16 protein-coding genes and 2 pseudogenes are annotated in these 17,238 nt (G+C 57.9%); 3 read left to right on the top strand and 15 right to left on the bottom strand.

The annotated features are described in order from the left end of the window. Positions 1 to 16: 16 nt before the first annotated feature. The 13 genes from Q427_RS26190 to Q427_RS26135 form a co-directional block, all read right to left on the bottom strand. Complete coding sequence (locus Q427_RS26190) at positions 17 to 1,135, bottom strand: polysaccharide pyruvyl transferase family protein (protein WP_197030829.1); 1,119 nt, start codon at positions 1,133 to 1,135, stop codon at positions 17 to 19. A 117-nt stretch (positions 1,136 to 1,252) separates the two neighbouring features. Further along, on the bottom strand, positions 1,253 to 2,245 hold the full coding sequence (locus Q427_RS26185) for an IS30 family transposase (protein ID WP_043518388.1): 993 nt from the start codon (positions 2,243 to 2,245) through the stop codon (positions 1,253 to 1,255). Positions 2,246 to 2,472: 227 nt separating this feature from the next. After that, a complete protein-coding gene (gene rfbC / locus Q427_RS26180) occupies positions 2,473 to 3,021 on the bottom strand; it encodes a dTDP-4-dehydrorhamnose 3,5-epimerase (RefSeq protein WP_043518387.1) in 549 nt (182 codons plus the stop codon). 34 nt (positions 3,022 to 3,055) lie between these two features. Beyond that, positions 3,056 to 3,928, bottom strand: a complete 873-nt coding sequence (rfbA, locus tag Q427_RS26175) for a glucose-1-phosphate thymidylyltransferase RfbA (protein WP_043518384.1) — start codon at positions 3,926 to 3,928, stop codon at positions 3,056 to 3,058. Between the two features lie 57 nt (positions 3,929 to 3,985). Next, on the bottom strand, positions 3,986 to 4,870 hold the full coding sequence (gene rfbD, locus Q427_RS26170; protein ID WP_043518383.1) for a dTDP-4-dehydrorhamnose reductase: 885 nt from the start codon (positions 4,868 to 4,870) through the stop codon (positions 3,986 to 3,988). Next, complete coding sequence (rfbB, locus tag Q427_RS26165; RefSeq protein ID WP_051496732.1) at positions 4,867 to 5,979, bottom strand: dTDP-glucose 4,6-dehydratase; 1,113 nt, start codon at positions 5,977 to 5,979, stop codon at positions 4,867 to 4,869. Before rfbB ends, rfbD begins: the two co-directional genes overlap by 4 nt. 86 nt (positions 5,980 to 6,065) lie before the next feature. Next, complete coding sequence (locus Q427_RS26160) at positions 6,066 to 7,241, bottom strand: nucleotidyltransferase family protein (protein ID WP_197030828.1); 1,176 nt, start codon at positions 7,239 to 7,241, stop codon at positions 6,066 to 6,068. Further along, entirely contained in the window at positions 7,231 to 7,587 is a 357-nt protein-coding gene (locus Q427_RS29460) for a hypothetical protein (RefSeq protein WP_051496731.1), read from the bottom strand. Before Q427_RS29460 ends, Q427_RS26160 begins: the two co-directional genes overlap by 11 nt. Next, positions 7,572 to 7,877 carry a hypothetical protein gene (locus Q427_RS29455; protein WP_051496730.1) on the bottom strand — a complete coding sequence of 102 codons (306 nt, stop codon included), beginning with the start codon at positions 7,875 to 7,877 and terminating at the stop codon, positions 7,572 to 7,574. Before Q427_RS29455 ends, Q427_RS29460 begins: the two co-directional genes overlap by 16 nt. Positions 7,878 to 8,038: 161 nt before the next feature. After that, positions 8,039 to 8,251, bottom strand: coding sequence for a hypothetical protein (locus Q427_RS31715; RefSeq protein ID WP_155833701.1), 213 nt, complete (start codon positions 8,249 to 8,251; stop codon positions 8,039 to 8,041). A gap of 39 nt (positions 8,252 to 8,290) precedes the next feature. Continuing rightward, positions 8,291 to 9,493 (bottom strand): DegT/DnrJ/EryC1/StrS family aminotransferase, encoded by a 1,203-nt coding sequence (locus tag Q427_RS26145; protein WP_043518376.1) that lies wholly within the window; start codon positions 9,491 to 9,493, stop codon positions 8,291 to 8,293. Between the two features lie 58 nt (positions 9,494 to 9,551). Beyond that, positions 9,552 to 10,163, bottom strand: coding sequence for a sugar transferase (locus Q427_RS26140; RefSeq protein WP_043518374.1), 612 nt, complete (start codon positions 10,161 to 10,163; stop codon positions 9,552 to 9,554). 237 nt (positions 10,164 to 10,400) lie between these two features. Next, positions 10,401 to 11,600, bottom strand: coding sequence for a glycosyltransferase family 4 protein (locus Q427_RS26135; protein WP_231613933.1), 1,200 nt, complete (start codon positions 11,598 to 11,600; stop codon positions 10,401 to 10,403). A 91-nt stretch (positions 11,601 to 11,691) separates the two neighbouring features. On the opposite strand from Q427_RS26135, the pseudogene Q427_RS35765 reads away from it, so the two are divergent. After that, a pseudogene (locus Q427_RS35765) lies at positions 11,692 to 11,802 on the top strand (helix-turn-helix domain-containing protein); the annotation flags it as partial. Between the two features lie 29 nt (positions 11,803 to 11,831). Here the strand turns inward: Q427_RS35765 and Q427_RS26130 are convergent. Both Q427_RS26130 and ltrA read right to left on the bottom strand, forming a co-directional pair. Beyond that, a protein-coding gene (locus Q427_RS26130) for an IS3 family transposase (protein WP_231613934.1) occupies positions 11,832 to 13,348 on the bottom strand; the annotation gives its coding sequence in 2 pieces (ribosomal slippage) (positions 11,832 to 12,911 and positions 12,914 to 13,348; 1,515 coding nt in all). A 157-nt stretch (positions 13,349 to 13,505) separates the two neighbouring features. Further along, positions 13,506 to 14,759 (bottom strand): group II intron reverse transcriptase/maturase, encoded by a 1,254-nt coding sequence (gene ltrA, locus Q427_RS26120; protein ID WP_043518371.1) that lies wholly within the window; start codon positions 14,757 to 14,759, stop codon positions 13,506 to 13,508. A gap of 546 nt (positions 14,760 to 15,305) precedes the next feature. Here ltrA and Q427_RS37210 point away from each other — a divergent pair. Next, a pseudogene (locus Q427_RS37210) lies at positions 15,306 to 15,500 on the top strand (hypothetical protein); the annotation flags it as partial. A gap of 19 nt (positions 15,501 to 15,519) precedes the next feature. Continuing rightward, positions 15,520 to 16,899 (top strand): IS1380 family transposase, encoded by a 1,380-nt coding sequence (locus Q427_RS26115; protein ID WP_043518370.1) that lies wholly within the window; start codon positions 15,520 to 15,522, stop codon positions 16,897 to 16,899. Positions 16,900 to 17,238 lie beyond the last annotated feature (339 nt).

The following is a 17,238-nucleotide window of genomic DNA, read 5'->3' as shown; positions in this document are numbered from 1 at the left end:
TAGGAAGAAGGAAGAGTCAGGCACAAGGGGCGAAGCTCGAGGTCAGCAATCGCACGTTTTCGCTAGTCGTCTCGCTGAGCCGGGTTGCATCTGCCCTCAACTTCACTCTGAGTTGCTCCCCCGCATCGAGGTGCGACCTCACCTGGCCTATGACATCGTCGAGCTGATTCTCGAGCGAAAACGGGTCCAGGTGACTTGGCGGTATGCCCGCCTGCTTGAGAAAGGCATCCATCTTGGGAGTATGGCGGCTAAGGGCGACAACCGGCACGCCTCCACGATGGGCGAAGATGCTGGGATGCCAGCGGGCACCGATATACACACGGGCGTTGCCCACAAGATTCACCGCACACTGAATGGGCAGGGAGGCCCCAGCCAGAGGCAGATCGAGCATTTTCGAGACCGGCTCCAGAATCCGGAGGTCCTTCGCTGACGAGGCAGTCAACAGCACCTGGCCGACGCTGCCCTGCAGCTCCCGACATAGCATGACTAAGCCAGGTATGGCATCTAATTCCGGCCGTAGTCCGCGGAAATACACCGATCCACCGCCGATGCAGGCATAGGGCTTGTGTGGGTCGAACGCTCCTCCGCTCCAGAGCGCACCATTGCGCTCCCTGGTTGCCTCCGTTGATCGTTCCCACTGCTCGGGAGGCTCCGGTTCATACAGGTAGGCAGCATCGGCCGCCACCCTGCTCTGCCCCGCAGGACAAGCCAGTGCCGAGTCGGGCTCGCGAAACACTATGTCATCCAGCAGCGGATATACATGCTGCGCGATCTCTCTCAACACTGGTTCGTTCATGACGATGCTGTGGTTGACCAGCGCCGTGGGCTTGCCAAAGAAGCGCTTCGCCAGATAAGCGATGAAAAAGATCATGCGACTCTGCCGGGTCCGATCATAGATACAGCCCTCGCCGTTGATCAGAACCACATCGCTATTACATATTGCAGTTGCTATATCGTTAAAAACCTCGTCATCTATAACAGACTGAGCCAAGTGTTCGAATTCGCCCCAATGAGCCGGTGCGACATCTTCATTCACTCCGCTGGCTTCGCATTCTTTTTTTTCTAGCTTATCGTTCTCTTGTGGAGAGCTAAAGGAGTATTGATAAAGAGTAGATGAAATCGTTCCACCAGACATGATTATCAGCTCTCGGAGTGCCTCCGAAGTGGCCCTTCCTCCCCAATTACTGTCGTCAGATGTATCATTTACCAAGCATACTTTCATGACTTTTTCTCAATCAAAAAAATCCTGAATTCAAGCAATAAGCGCAGCACCTGCGGTGTTCAGGGCTCCTGAGTATTCACCCAGGAACACCTGTGCCGGTGTGCGATAACCGAGTCGCTTTCGGGGGCGGTCATTCAGCTTCCTGACCACCTTGCGCAGCTCGGCATCGGTGACCTGCCGGAAGTCCGTTCCCTTGGGGAAGTACTGCCGTACCAGGCCATTGGTGTTCTCATTGCTTCCACGCTGCCCGGAGCAGTAGGGGTCGCAGAAAAATGTCGCTGCGGTCAGTGCCTTGCCCACGGCCACATGGCCGGCGAACTCCGAGCCGTTATCCAGGGTGATGGTCTGTACAGCACCTCGGCGAGGTTTCAGTAACTGGACCATGGCCGCTTGCGTCAGCTCCGCTGAAATCCTGGGCAGCCGTGCCGCCAGCAGGTAGCCACTCCGACGCTCTACCAGCGTGACCAGCCCTGATTGCTTGTGCCCATGGATCACGGTATCGCCCTCCCAGTGCCCGATGAAGAGCCTCTCATCGACCTCAGTTGGGCGATGCTCGATGCCCACGCGGTGGGGAATCTTGCCGAGACCTGCGCTCTTGGCCTGGGCGCGGTGCTTGCTGCGCCGCTTGGGCTGACGGAGATACCGCCAGAGATCGCCACCCTGCGCCTTGTCATCCCAGATCAAGGAGTAGACCCACTGGTGGCTGACGCCTACGCCGGCCAAGGGCGCCATGAAACCGCTGATCTGTTCCGGGCTCCACTCCTCACGCAGTCGGTCGGCAACGGCGGCGATCATGCTGGGCAAGCGCTTCGTCCACTTCCAGGCGGTGCGTCTCCGGTGATCACTGCGAGACTGGGCCTGCTCGGGATGGTAGCCCTTGGAGGAGGCATTGCGGCGCAGCTCACGGCTGATCGTGCTGCTGTGGATGCCAAGCTCTCTGCCGATTTGTCGCTGGCTCACGCCCAGGTCATAGCGGGCGTGGATCTGGTATCGTTGGGTCTGGGTCAGCTGTCGGTATCCCATGCTCTGCTTCACTTTGGTCGGTAAAGCCGGGAGGGTACCGGCGCTGGCCCTCCTGCTTCTACCGGTTGGTCCAAAGCGCTGCGGTTATTCTATGAATCCAGGTGGGTAAGGACGTTTATCGTGATATTACAATGTAGGTAAGGGGGTTATCAGCACATCAGGGTGCCGAGCTCACGGATTCAGTAGATAGATAGGGTTGGTGGAGCGCTTTACATACTAAGTGCACGTCAGACAAACCGCGGCGCCGTCGACAACCCATGGCCACCGGCATCTTTCTCGGTCTGCACGGGAGAACTTCCATAGATCAGAGGCCAGGTAATGGCCAAGTCAGGATCATTCCAATGTAGGCTGTATTCATCGCCAGGGACATAATAGTCGGTGCACTTATACTGGAACTCCGCTTCCTCACTGATTACGTAGAATCCATGGGCAAAACCAGCTGGAATCCATAGCATTTGTTTGTTGCCATCGTTGAGATAAACGCCCACCCATCGCCCAAACGTCGGTGAACTCTCACGAAGGTCTACTGCTACATCAAACACCTCTCCACGCGTTACCCGTACCAATTTACCCTGGGGATACTTCCACTGGTAATGCAAGCCACGGAGAATGCCCTGATTCGATCGGCTGTGGTTATCCTGCACGAATGTATGATGGCCGCAGTAAGAGTCGAAGAGATCCTGTCGAAAGGTCTCCACGAAGTATCCACGCACGTCTTCATGCACACGAGGCGTCATCAGGACAACATCGGGAATATCGAGTCGCTGGAACTGCATGGCTTGTCCTCCTTTTCGGGGAATCGGACTGCAGCTACGCCTTGGCCCGTCGAAGCAGATACTGACCATACTCAGTTTTACCAAGCGCCTGGCCGGCCGCGAGGAGCTGGTCTTCGTTAATCCAGCCCTGAAGCCAAGCGATCTCCTCCAGACATGCCACTTTCAGACCCTGACGGTGCTCGATAGTCTGCACGTAATGCCCTGCGCTCAGTAAGCTATCGTGGGTTCCGGTATCCAGCCAGGCAAATCCACGTCCCAGGCGCTCCACTCGGAGATCTCCTCGCTGCAGATAGGCATTGTTCACACTCGTGATTTCCAACTCTCCCCGTTCGGAAGGCCTCACCGCTCTAGCGATCTCCACGACATCATTGTCATAGAAATAGAGCCCCGTCACCGCATAAGGGGATTTTGGTACCTTGGGCTTCTCGATTATCGAGATGGCCCGCCCCTGATCATCGAACTCCACGACCCCGAAACGTTCCGGGTCTTTGACCATATAACCAAAAATCGTGGCGCCGTGCGATTGCATCGATGCCCGACGTAACTGCTCACTAAAATTGGGGCCATGGAAGATATTATCCCCCAGTACGAGGCATACGGGATCATGCCCGATAAAAGATTCACCGATGATGAATGCCTGGGCGAGACCATCCGGACTTGGCTGCTCGGCATAGGAGAAATGAAGTCCAAACTCGTTGCCGCTGCCCAGGAGCTTCTGGTATTGTGGCAGGTCCAATGGCGTGGAGATGATCAGAATATCCTGGATACCTGCCAGCATCAGTACTGAGACCGGATAATAGATCATCGGTTTATCGTAAATTGGCAATAGTTGCTTGGACACACCCCTAGTAATCGGATGCAGCCGCGTGCCGGTACCGCCGGCCAAAATGATTCCCTTGCGTGTCATGTTGGACTCCTGTGGCCTATTCAGGGACCCACAGCCACTAAATGCGCTGGCGGAAGATCAGTTTACCAGGTATTCAGCCAGGGTCAGTTCCAGTTGTGATTGCCAGTCGGGTAGTTGCAGTCTCAGTGCCTGCTCAAGCTTGCCGATGTTCAGCCGTGAGTTGAGAGGACGACGAGCCGGGGTGGGATATTCCACCGCCGGAATGGCAATCAGGTCGTGAGGTGACATTAGCAGATCCATGTCACTGCATTGCGCCAAGCGCAGAATTTCGCTGGCGAAGCCATGCCAGCTGATCTCACCACGTGTGGTCAGATGATACAAGCCGGCAGGAATTCGATGCATGAGCGCCTGGATGGTCACCTGCGCAATCAGGCGAGCCGGTGTCGGTGCCCCGACCTGATCGTCGACGATCTGGAGGGAATCGCGCTCGCGAGCCAGTCGCAATATAGATTTCATGAAATTGTGGCCGCGCGCACTGTATACCCAACTTGTTCGAAACAGCCAGTACCGGCACTTGCTAGCCATGACTGCTTCGTCCCCGGCCAGCTTGGTTCGTCCATAGGCATTCAGCGGCTCTGTTCCGTCGCTTTCATGCAATGCTTGTGAACCCTGGCCCGGGTAGACATAATCACTCGAGTAATGAACCAGACAGCTGCCATGATGGGCGCAATACTCTGCCAGCTGTGCCGGTAACCGGGCATTCAGTCGCCAGGCCAAGTCTATGTCACTTTCGGCCCTATCGACGGCCGTAAAAGCGGCAGTATTGAGAATCAGGTCAGGTCGGTACGATTCCAGCCATGACTCGACAGCTTCAGCATTCGCCAGATCCAGCAACTGCCGGCCAGGAGCGAGCACCTGACCTAATGGCCAGCTCAGCCTCACCAGCTCGAAGCCGACCTGTCCCGTCGAGCCAGTGATCAGTACCCGATGTGACAATGTCATGTGCCCGCACCGAGCCGCTGTCCCTGATAGCGGCCGTCCAACACGCGACGCCACCATACTTCATGAGTCAGATACCACTGCACCGTCTTGCGCAATCCTGATTCGAAGGTTTCAAGGGGGCGCCAGCCCAACTCTGCTTCGAGTTTGCAGGCATCAATGGCGTAACGAAGGTCGTGCCCGGGGCGATCGGCCACGAATCTCATCAAGTCGCGGTACTGTCCATTCCGTCTCGGCGATATATCGTCGAGCAAATCACAAAGCCTCTCCACGACCTCAAGGTTGGTCCGCTCTTCATCACCCCCAATGTTGTAGGTTTCCCCAACCCGGCCCTCACCGGCAACACGGATAAGCGCGCGAGCGTGGTCTTCCACATAAAGCCAGTCCCGGACCTGCTGGCCGTCTCCGTAAACAGGGAGTGACTTTCCATCCAGTCCATTCAGAATCATCAATGGAATCAGCTTTTCAGGGAATTGGTAAGGTCCATAGTTGTTGGAGCAGTGAGTCACCAGAGTGGGCAAACCAAAGGTTCGTTGCCAAGCCCGAACGAGATGATCGGATCCGGCCTTGCTGGCCGAATACGGAGAACTGGGTCCATATGGGCTTGTTTCCGTGAAGCGCCCCTCCGGACCGCCCAGATCACCGTAGACCTCATCGGTAGAGACATGGTGGAAACGAAATGCTGCAGCTCTGACGGGGTCTCTCGACCGCAGCTGCATCCAGTAACGGTGTGCCTCTTCCAGCAGTACCGCTGTCCCCAGGAGGTTGGTACGAACGAATTCCATCGGCCCATCAATCGACCGATCCACATGACTCTCAGCGGCAAGATGCATAACGATATCCGGTTGGAATCTGTCGAACGCTTGGCGCATAGCCTCTGCATCGATAATATCCGCGTGCACGAAATGATACCGAGGGTGGTTGCCGGCACTCTCGAGAGATTCCAGGTTACCAGCGTAGGTCAGCTTATCAATGTTGATGACCCGATGGCGGGTGCTGGCAATCAGCTCGCGAACAACAGCCGAACCGATGAATCCGGCCCCACCGGTGATCAGGAACACACGTACCAGATCGTGGTTCACAATTTTCGTGACATGGGTATCCCTAGACATATGTGACCTCATCAACGGACTGCTTTTTCCACTCGATCTGAAAGGCAGGAACAGCACGAACAGGAAGATAACTCAACGACAGGGTGTCAGACCAGCCGCTTGAGCAAGTAGCGCCAGGGGCGCATCAACCAATAGAGCCATCGCCATCGGGGAGGCAACGGAAAACGCCGGTAATCCATGTAACTCGGACGACACATCAGACACCATTTCCTCCAACAGCAGGCCCAACGATGTACCATGGTGACTTGCCAGGAAAAGGCGAAATCCATGCTAATATTTTTGCGCCGTTGTGCCAGTTCGGTTTGGCGGTCGCCCTGCAAATTGGTCAAGCAGGCACACAACAGTTCCCGACCAGGGGTATCCGGTAACGACACCTCGGAATTCCCTATTAGGCTGCATGCTCGATAAAGCTCCAGTGCAGCATCCACCGTTGCGGTCAAGCCCCGCTGCCGGGCGCAGTGCTGCACTTTTGCTGAGTTGAATCCGGCGCTACGCTGAATGGCGTCGAGATCGACCAACCAGTGCAAGTGAGACCATCGATGACGGGTATGATGAAGACACACATAGACGAACAACTCATCCGTCGGCATCACCGACAGAGACGCATTTCCCCATGGTAGATTCTCCACATTGGATAGCAGCGAGCCCGTGTCGTAGATCGCTCCCATCTTATCTAGACGACGATGCAGTTCGACGGGAACCCCCTGGGGCGACACCAAGGTAATAACGGGGTGAGCATCGACCGCAAACGCCAGGCTCTGCCGGTCGGCAGCAATCCCTTCGGGCTCCAACAACCGATAACCAGACCGAATAGCCATTTCCAGCAACGCCACCATATCCCCATGAGATACCAGCAGGTCGATATCGCGACAGAAACGACCCGCCGGGTCACCATAGTAACTAGCCGCCAGAGCCGGCCCCTTAAAGAACAAGTGGGGAATCCTGAGTGGCTCCAGCACCTCCCGGACCAAGTGTTGCATAACCGCAGCAACACACAGGTTATGCTGGATGATGGCGACGCTATCTCGATGCATCCGTTCCAATACCTCGTGGGGCATTGTCTGTGGCCTAAGTTCGTTCAGATGGCGATAGACCAACGGCAATACAAAATGACGTCTAGCTTCCTCTGCTACCGGACCCCAATCTTCGATGTCCAGGCACAGGCGCAGAGCATCCTGCTTCTGGGACTCTATCAGATGCAGACGGGACAACAGGATCAACAGGCGGAGCGTTGCCGGTAAGGATGAGACATCAAATATCATTGGGCTCGACCTCATGGATCTGTGCCATCAATGGCGACACCAAGGCACCCATGTCATGCAATACCCAAGGCCGTCGGAACCGATACACCCGCACCTGCTCAGCCAGGCGCGTCGCATGATGCATCAAGCGCTGGGGCTCCTGAAAAGCTTTGGCCAGTTCAGGCCGATAAAGCGATCCCATGACAACCTTGAACGCAGCCACTCCCTTCAGCCGTTCGAGTATTGCAACCTCTCCAGGCTGCCCCCGCTCCAGCACGACCAGCGCCTTCAATGGCATGGGGGCGGACTGGAAGCCTTGATGTTGGGTCAAGTGGTACTTTTCTATGCGGCTCAGGTCACGAACCAACCGTGTGTACCGATGCCCAACATCGCAAGTGCATCCTGCCACAACTTGAGGCGAGGCGGACCGGGATGCAGCCTGGGTATCATCTCTCCTGGCTTCACGACCGCCACATCATCGCTGATCAACGGCCATCCGCAATGATGATGCAACCAGGCGGCAAGGGTCGACTTGCCAGCGCCTGACTCTCCGGTAAATGCCCACGCCCCGGATGGCGTCGCCAGGGCACTGACATGCAGCGGGAACCAGTGGCGCTGATGAAGCAACGCTCCCAGGGCGGTTCCCAGCAGATACAAGCGAACGTCTCCAGCATCACATCCAGAGTCCGATTCAGGCCGGCGTCGATCCACGACGATACGATGTCCTGCATCCACGTGGTATCGTGCGGCACCCGGAATTGTCATCTGGCAACACAATTCACCAAGCTGCATCCAGTCACCATGTCCCGTTGCCTGCTTCAGGTGGGTAATGTCTGCGTCAGAATATCGACATCACGATCCGGCCGAATGGTCGACGGCAACAGTTCCGGCAATTCCAGTTGCGAGACGAGATGGAGTCCATAAGTCTGGTACCCGAAATAGGCGGGTATGGCATGTGCTTTGCCCCGGCGCTCATCGCCGTCACTGTGGTGCTTCGGTCTCGATGGTGGAGTTACTTGGGAAAAGGTCACGGTCGTTATCCTTTGAGATGTGGTAATATCGGGTATCTCCTACCCCATCACCCGGGTGGGTGCCTTCAATGTCGTCGCCTCGGCCATTACCTCTTGCAACACTTGGCCCATCCGATCAATGGCTGCCTCACTGAGCGTAGGATGTACGAGAAACATCAGGCTCGTCTCTCCCAACTCACGAGCGACCGGCAGGCGCTGCATCGGCCGCCAGCCAGTACTATCGAACGCCCTTTCCAAGTAGACCTCCGAGCAGGAGCCGCTGAAGCAGGGGACACCGCGACGAGTGATTTCCTGGAGGATACGGTCTCGACTCCACTCCGCCCTAAGCGCCTCAGGCTCCACGAACACATATCCCTTGTATCCGGCATGACCGACCCAATCGGGCACAATGGGTACACGAAGGCCCCGACATCGCCTCGCCGCTACCCATAGCGATTTCAGGTTGCTGCGGCGTCTCGCCGTCCATACCGCCATATGTCCCAACTGGACACGCCCGATAGTCGATTGCATTTCGGTCAAGCGCCAGTTGGTGCCGAACGATTCATGCACCCAGTGGAATCCTGGCGGGTGGACCCGTTCGTAAATGGCATCCCAGCTCTTGCCATGATCCTTGTAGGCCCACATGCGACACCATAGCGTCTCGTCATCGGTCGTCACCATGCCACCCTCTCCCCCCGTAGTCATGATCTTGTCCTGGCAGAAGGACCACGCAGCAACATGGCCCAGACTGCCGACCGAACGGCCACGATAGGTAGCGCCATGAGCCTGGGCGCAATCCTCGATGACGACGAGGCCATACAACTCGGCCAGCGCCATGAGCTCGTCCATCTCGCAAGGCCAACCAGCCAAATGAACAGCGATGATCGCCTTCGTGCGAGATGTGATCAGGGGAAGAACGGTATCGGCCGTAATCACCTGGGAATCCCGGTCTACATCGGCGAACACCGGGTTGGCCCCAGCCGTAACGATACTCGATACCGAGGCTATGAACGTGCGTGACGTTACAATCACGTCATCGCCGTGGCCTATGCCCAGGCCATATAGCGCCAAGTCCAGTGCAGTCGTGCCGTTGGACACCGCAATGGCATGACGGACACCGACAAACGATGCAAACTCAGTCTCGAATTGTCGGCCCTCGTCACCCGTCCAGTAATTCACCCGCTTCGACGACAGGACACGCCGCACCGCCTGGATTACCTCCTCGTCGAAGTCGGGCCAAGGGGCAAAGTTCACATCGTTCATGGGCACACTCTCTGGGAAGGAAAGGTAAAAAGCTCTAGACACGCTGACCAGCTAGTGCTCAGAAGCGATCCGAAGGGGGCCGGTTTCCCGTAAAGGGGGCCATGGTGACGTGACCATGACCTGAAATACCCTCACGCTGAAGCACTTTCCTGATGGTCAATAGCAGGATGCGAATGTCGAGCCAGAATGTACGGTTATCTACGTACCAGACATCGAACTTGAATTTCTCATCCCAGGTCAAGGTATTGCGCCCCTTGACCTGAGCCCATCCTGTTACCCCCGGTCGAACCTCATGGCGACGGTATTGCTCCTTACTATAGAGTGGTAGGTATTCCATCAGCAGCGGACGTGGCCCCACCAGGCTCATCTCACCTTTAAGCACATTCCACAGCTCCGGTAGTTCGTCCAGGCTGGTCGAACGTAGCAAGGTTCCCAGCCGAGTCATACGCTGCTCGTCGGGCAGAGTGTTGCCATCCTTGTCGTGGGGATCCAGCATGGTGCGGAACTTGACTATCTCGAAAGGCTTGCCATGCAGGCCTGGCCGGGCCTGACGAAACAGGACAGGGGCCCCCAGCCTCCAGCGGATCAGAAGGGTCACGACCAGGATCACAGGCGCAAGTATCACTAAGCTGCAGAGCGCGGCAATGATATCGAAAAGACGTTTGAGCATGTCAGTCCATCGAAGTCAAAGAGACGGTGAGCGTGGATCAGCCCAGGCGGAGCACGTTACAAGCACGCTTGGCATCCATGGCGATGGCAGGCTGGATATCCAACAATCGATAGACAGGATGCAGCCGCTACTCCACGGCATCCTGAAGCGGCCCTATCTATGCTGAGTGATCTTGCCCAGGAGCACCAGTCGGTGGAGGCCTAGAGAGAGCACATCGGGAAGTAGCTGAAAGTGGAGTTACCCCAATTCAGGGGCCGCCACCTCGATGCCCATTCCCTCCAGCATGGCAGCGTTAACCTTGTGCACGTCGTACTTTTCCTCGGCAATGGCTCGGGAGCGCGCACCCATTTTTGCCACCCGCTCAGGCCTACGGAGAAAGCGCAGCATCGCCTCCGCCAGCTTGTCAACCGCCTTGACCGGTACCAGGTAACCGTTGTCGTCCTCCATCACTGTTTCACGGCAACCCGGGGCATCGGTGGTGATGATGGGGCGGCCCATGGCCATGGCTTCAAGCACCGTGTGCGGTGTACCCTCGCGGTAGCTGGGCAGCACGTAGACACTTGCCGCCGCGATGGCCGGGCGAACATCGCTCAGCCCCCCCAGATACTCGATGTGTCCCGCCTCGATCCACTCATCCAGCTCATCACGGGTAATGGAATCCGGATTGGCGTCGATATCGCCCACTAAGCTGAACAGTATATCGGGATACTGCTTGCGCACCTGAGCCGCCGCGGCCACATATTCACGCACCCCCTTGTCACCCAGCAAGCGGGCAATCAGCAGAAAGCGTGGTAAGCCCTCAGGGGGTGGCGATACAACGAAATGCGCCGTGTCGATCCCCGAGCCATTGACCACCTGAGACGGCACCGCATCAGAGAGCAAGCCAAGCTGGCGAAACAGTGCCTCGTCATCCGGGTTCTGGAAAAACACGCGATTCGCCCGCGCCAGCGCCTGGGTATACAGACGGCGGACTAGCCACTGCACCAGCCTGCGCTTACCACGTGCTTCCCCCGTGAAGGCATACCCCAGCCCGGTAATCAGCGCGAAACGCTGCGGCACCCTGGCCAGCCAGGCCGACAACGTGCCGTAGATCACCGGCTTAATGGTATAAACGAGTACCGCATCGGGCTTGATCTCGCGGAAGAGCTGATAGAGGGAGCGTAGTGAGCTAAGATCCCTCAGCGGGTTGGTTCCGGTACGCTGCATGGCGACGTCATGAGTGATAACGCCCCAGGACTCCAGCCAGCGGCAAGTTTCCTGATCAGCGCGCAGGCCTGGAGCAACGGCGTGGACTTCAATGCCGGCATCGCAGAGGGCTTTGACCAAGGGGCCGCGGAAGTTAACCAGAGAATTGGCATAACCTGCCACGATCACGATGCGTTGAACCAATTGAGATTCGTCTTTATGTGCCATGCCGCTTTTTATCCCTGGATTCATAGAATAACCGCAGCGCTTTGGACCAACCGGTAGAAGCAGGAGGGCCAGCGCCGGTACCCTCCCGGCTTTACCGACCAAAGTGAAGCAGAGCATGGGATACCGACAGCTGACCCAGACCCAACGATACCAGATCCACGCCCGCTATGACCTGGGCGTGAGCCAGCGACAAATCGGCAGAGAGCTTGGCCGGAGCCTGTCAACATAGTTGGCACATGAAATGGTTCTGGTTCTTTAAAATCCTGCTGCCTGTGGCACCGACTCCTGCTCGGGATTCAGGTGCACCACTTCTGGCAAGCTGAGGTTCCGGATGTCACCTGACCAGCGTTCTGGATGACGCTGCTTTGCGGCCTCAAAGACTTCCCGGCGCTTCGCCAGAATGCCCTCGGCCTCGCCGCTGTGGCGCTGGCCTGGGGTGACATAACGAAGGGCGCTGTGGCGGTGCTCATGGTTGTACCACTCGGTAAATTGCTGGACCCAGTCCTGCGCCTCGGCAAGCGTCGCGAAGCCGTCGGTCGGGAAGCTCGGCCGGTACTTCAGCGTCTTGAAGGCCGACTCGGCGAAGGCGTTGTCGTTGCTGACCCTTGGCCGGCTATACGACGAAGTAATGCCCAGGTCGTACAGCTTCTCCAGAAAGGTTGCCGCCTTCATCGGGCTGCCATTATCTGAGTGCAGAATCAATGGCTTATGACGGCCTGTCAGGTGCTCACGCCAGCAGGCCTTCTGGATCAGCTCGGCGGCCAGTTCGCCGGTTTCGGCTTCATGGACCTCGTGCCCGACGATCTTACGGCTGAATACATCCATGATCAGGTACAGGTACCACCAGGTGCCGCGTGCAGGGCCCGGCAGCCACGAAATGTCCCAGCACCAAAGTCGGTTTGGCGCTGTGGCCTGGTGTGTGGTCGGCGGACGCTTGCGCTGAGGGACCTGCTGGCGACCTCGATGATGTTGCTGGTCGTACTCATGAAGCACTCGGTACATCGTCGACTCCGAAGCCAGGTAGCGCCCCTTGTCGGCCTGATCGGCCACGATGAAGGCCGGAGGGCGGCTCCGATATTCCGGGGCGTTGCACAGTGCTACAACCGCCTCTCGCTCCTCGGGAGGCAGCTTGTTTGCCGGCTCCGGGCGGTCGGCATCGGGACGGCGGTCAGCCGTCACCTCGCCCTCAGCGACCCAGCGGTAGTAGGTGCGCACGTTGATGCCCATCACCTGACAGGCCTTGGCCAGCCGAGCACCGTCGCACTGGGCGTCTTGCACCAGAGTCACGATGCGCTGGCGATCCGGGAGGCTGGTCAGTCGTCCTCGTCGTTGTTCGTGCCCCAGATCGCCTCGGCTTTTTTTGACAGGGCCAGCAGGGCCGCCGTCTCAGCAAGTGCCTTGTCCTTGCGGTGCAGCTCACGCTCCAGCTTGCGTAGCCGCTTCTGCTCTTCCTTGCGTGTCTGACGGATCTGCTTGGCCTGCTGAGCCGCATCGGCGTTGGCGTTCATGCAGGTATCCCGCCAGGCCTCCACCTGCTCGGGGTAGAGCCCACGCTCACGGCAGTAGGCGCTGAGTTCGGCCTCGTTCATCGGAGCCGTCTCCAGGACAATCTGGAACTTCTCCTGGCTGGTCCACTGATCGGGCTTGGTAGAACGTGATGGCAAAACCTGTCCTCGTACTCTGGCCTGTTTCCGCCAATTGTAGAGGGTTGCCGCCGAGATGCCTTCCTGCTCGGCCAGTTCCGGGACGGTCAGGCTCATGGGCGGTGCCATCTTCTGAAGGATGGCTTCCTTACGTTCCGGGGAGTAACGCACGTTGATCACCTCTCAATCTGTTTAGGGTCGAGTAGCCCGAGGGAACCACCCCCTCAGGCTCTCACAGAACCGTACGTGAACCTCTCGGTTCATACGGCTCTTCCTACCCGGCCTTCTACGAGTAGACGAACTCCCAGTGCGCAAAGAGCGTTGGCTGCGCCTCACGAACCTTCTTTACCCAGGCCCATGAACGACGCTTATGCCCTCTCAATCGCTTGTACTTGTTGCGTGCCCAACGGCCAAGACGGAGATCGATCTTCACCAGCGCTCGTGCCAGAGGCTGCGGATAAAACTTTCCGTAATATGTCACCCATCCTCGCACCATGGGGTTGAGCCAATCCGCCAGTTGACGAAGGTCAGCCCATGTCGCTCGATTGATATTCATACGTCGGAGCGTTTCATGTATCCGCTTAAGTGCCTTGCGGCTCACCCCGGGATTGAACCCAGTAAACAGATTTCCCTGCTTGTCCTGCACGGTTCTCGCGTGAAAGCTGAATCCCAGAAAATCGAAGCGAGTATGCGGGTGACCACCCTTTCGGCGGCCGTCCTTGCAGTACACTATTTTAGTCTTCTCAGGATGCAACTCCAACCGGCATTCGCTCATCCTATGATGCAAAGCGGTCAGCAGTGCCTCCGCTTCATCCTTTGTCCGACAGTGGCAAACCACATCGTCGGCGTACCTTTCAAAGGGAAGATGGGGAAACGTGCGTGCCATCCAGACATCAAAGGCATAATGCAGGAAAAGGTTTGCCAAGATTGGTGAAATGACCCCGCCTTGTGGCGTGCCTCTATCCCTCTCTACTTGCGTTCCATCTTCCCGTATCACTGGTGCTTTTAGCCAGCGACGAATATAAAGACGAATCCAGGGCTCAGGCACGTGCTTCTCCACCGCTTTCATCAGTAGATCATGATCGATGGTATCGAAGAATGCCTTCATATCCAGATCTACCACCCAGTCATATCGCCAGCAATTTCGACGTGCTTGCATCACCGCCTGGTGTGCACCACGCCCCGGGCGATAGCCGAATGAAGACGCATGGAAGAGCCTTTCTAGCCTGGGCTCTAGGATCATCTTTACTGCCATCTGCGCAACTCTGTCGGTGACCGTGGGAATCCCCAGCGGCCTAAACTGCCCGTCACCTTTCGGTATCAGAACTTGGCGGACAGGTGCGGGATGATAGCTGCCCGAACTCATGCGGTTCCACAACTTGTACAGATTGGGACCAAGCTTATCCTGAAAGGCTGGGATGCTCTCCTTGTCGACGCCCGGCGCACCTCTGTTGGCCGCCACGCGTTTCCATGCCTCCCAAAGCGTCCGCTTGGGTATCTCGAAAGGCTTTGCCGTCACCTGAAGGTCATCCTGCCTCATGACAGTTGTCTCCTTGCTCCGGCTGGATAGGGCCGTGCCTTCGCTCCAAGGCCATTACAGCCTTTTCATCACTACTACGCACGACTCCGCCCCTGTACGTCGCATTGGTACTCAGATTCTCTCAGGGTTTCTGATTGAATCGCTCCCTTGGCATCGACGTGACAGGTTCCCCTGTTCCGTATCTGCGCCTGAATAACGGTCACGCCACCTCTATGCCGGATACCGCCAGGCCCGCATTCAGGTAGCCGCCTGACTTGTCCCAGAGCATTGACAAGACTCTGGTTTTGATATCGGTCGCAATTATCGACATTTCGTCGGTGGTTCACTTTCGTTCGTCTCCGCCATTCATACCTGACAAGGTCTCGCCTCGCCTTTTCCTCTGACGCTCACCACCAGCGCTCTTTACGCCAGCAGCTCAGGGTGGTTTGGAAACACCGCCTGATCGGCGTATCCGAGGGGCCCTCCCTCATCGCAGATACAGCATGGCTGGCACGCTCCTCGTGCTCAGCCTTCAGGGCACACTGACAACTACGTTGACGGATAGGGCAGGTCACCGATGCCGAGCTGCGCAAGGTGGTCAGGAAGCTGAATGACCGCCCCCGAAAGCGACTCGGTTATCGCACACCGGCACAGGTGTTCCTGGGTGAATACTCAGCCTGCCTTATTCATGAGGAAGGCCTGAAAACAAAGATGACGGATGGTATTCTCTTGAGAAATCAGAACGTTCCGGCAAGAACCTGATTCCAGAGGACCATCCGCCATGGGTGAAAGCCTATCTCCCTGGATCCCGTCCTGCAACGGGTCCATCCGCGTTGAGCTTGATGGCCAGCGCACCACCAGCGACAGCGGCGCTCTGCTGCTGCGTGAAGCCCTCGACAACAGCGGCGTGATCGATGCGCTGGAGGACAATCTGGTCGACCGGCGCCACCCGCTGCGTATCCGTCATTCGCTGGCCAGCCAGCTGCGCACCCTGGTGCTGCAGCGCGCGATGGGCTGGATCGACCTCAGCGATACCGACACGCTGCGCTGTGACCCGCTCTGGCAGTTGGCTTGCAGCGATGCTCGCGGGATGACGCCACTGGCCCAGGATCGGCCGTCTCAAGCCACGCTGTCGCGGCTGCTGACGTGCCTCGGGCGCAACGACAACATCGATGCCGTGCACGAAGGCCTGCTGCGACTGGTGGTCTGGCGTCTTACCTCGCTGAAGCATGGCGAACGCCCCGAGCAGCTGACGCTGGACATCGACGGCCTGCCGATCGAGGTCCACGGCCATCAGGGCGGCTCGGCGTTTCATGGTCTTTACGGAGCACGGATCTACTCGCCGCTGGTCGCCTCGCTGGCCGAAACCGGCGACATGGTGGGTGGTCTGCTGCGCGAAGGTAATGCCGGCCCGGCCGAGAATGCTGACACCTGGATTCCGCACCTGGTCAGGCGGCTCAACGAGAGTACCGGGGCCCAAGTCCGAGTGCGCATCGATGCGGGTTTCACCGACAACGACACGCTGGAGGCGCTGGAAGATCGCGGCATCGAATACTTGGGCCGGCTGCGTAGCCACACGAGCCTGCAGAAGTTGGCGGCGCCTTACCTGAAGCGGCCCCGAGGCCGCCCGCCCGAGCAGCTTCGTGAGTGGTGCCACGACCTTGAGTATCAAGCCGGTTCCTGGCCCACGCCACGGCGCGTGGTGCTGGTGGTGCAGGAACGCCCCGATGATCTGCTGCTGCATGCCTTTTTCCTGGTCACCAACCTCGGCAAGTTCGACTGGCCGCCGGAAAAGGTCCTGGCGCTCTACCGCAAGCGCGGCAGCGCCGAGGCGCACATGGGCGAGGTGAAGTCGGCGCTCGACGTGCATCTCTCGTCGACGGATCGCGGCGCCTCCACCGTCCAGGATGTGATGGCCCGCAACGAGGTGAGCCTGCTGCTGAGCCTCTACGCCTATCAGGTCCTGCACGGCCTACGCTGCCTGCTGGAGCGGCAAACCCACCAAGGCTGGAGCCTGATACGGATGCGCGAGCAGGTGCTCAAAGTCGCTGCCACGCTGTCGTTGCACGCCCGGCGCATCACCGTTCACCTCGGCAATGCCGCCGACAAGTGGTGGCCCACCTTGCTGAAGGGACTGCCGAAACTGACCGCGCTGAACTGACACCCGGGCGATGCCACAAACGACCCAAGAACAAGGCGGCCACCACGATGGCCGGCGATCACGGCTACTCTGAAGGCCGAAATTGATTCCTGAAAGTTATCAAAGAGCGGATAAAACGACTTGTTCGGGCAATGGCTGGGAGACTCTCGAGCTATGGTGACTTCTGGTGTACGGGAGGAGGTAGAAAAGGTGGCGTATCCTGTTGATTGATCACGACCAAGATCTCAATCAACAGAGTGGATACGCCATGACCGATTCTACCTCCGGGCTCTTTCACAACCAGAACCCCAGGCCGCTGACCCGCTGCACGAGCTGCTGCGCCAAGCGCCCGTGACCTGA

This window comes from Halomonas sp. BC04, from assembly GCF_000568385.1.
The sequence above is the reverse complement of the archived record's forward strand: the minus strand, read 5'-3'. Positions and strand labels throughout refer to the sequence as shown.

Coding starts and splice junctions, on each gene's coding strand:
- Q427_RS26190 (WP_197030829.1), bottom strand. CDS start 1,135: ATGTCTGGTGGAACGATTTCATCTACTCTTTATCAATACTCCTTTAGC.
- Q427_RS26185 (WP_043518388.1), bottom strand. CDS start 2,245: ATGGGATACCGACAGCTGACCCAGACCCAACGATACCAGATCCACGCC.
- rfbC (WP_043518387.1), bottom strand. CDS start 3,021: ATGCAGTTCCAGCGACTCGATATTCCCGATGTTGTCCTGATGACGCCT.
- rfbA (WP_043518384.1), bottom strand. CDS start 3,928: ATGACACGCAAGGGAATCATTTTGGCCGGCGGTACCGGCACGCGGCTG.
- rfbD (WP_043518383.1), bottom strand. CDS start 4,870: ATGACATTGTCACATCGGGTACTGATCACTGGCTCGACGGGACAGGTC.
- rfbB (WP_051496732.1), bottom strand. CDS start 5,979: ATGTCTAGGGATACCCATGTCACGAAAATTGTGAACCACGATCTGGTA.
- Q427_RS26160 (WP_197030828.1), bottom strand. CDS start 7,241: ATGATATTTGATGTCTCATCCTTACCGGCAACGCTCCGCCTGTTGATC.
- Q427_RS26145 (WP_043518376.1), bottom strand. CDS start 9,493: ATGAACGATGTGAACTTTGCCCCTTGGCCCGACTTCGACGAGGAGGTA.
- Q427_RS26140 (WP_043518374.1), bottom strand. CDS start 10,163: ATGCTCAAACGTCTTTTCGATATCATTGCCGCGCTCTGCAGCTTAGTG.
- Q427_RS26135 (WP_231613933.1), bottom strand. CDS start 11,600: ATGAATCCAGGGATAAAAAGCGGCATGGCACATAAAGACGAATCTCAA.
- ltrA (WP_043518371.1), bottom strand. CDS start 14,759: ATGAGGCAGGATGACCTTCAGGTGACGGCAAAGCCTTTCGAGATACCC.
- Q427_RS26115 (WP_043518370.1), top strand. CDS start 15,520: ATGGGTGAAAGCCTATCTCCCTGGATCCCGTCCTGCAACGGGTCCATC.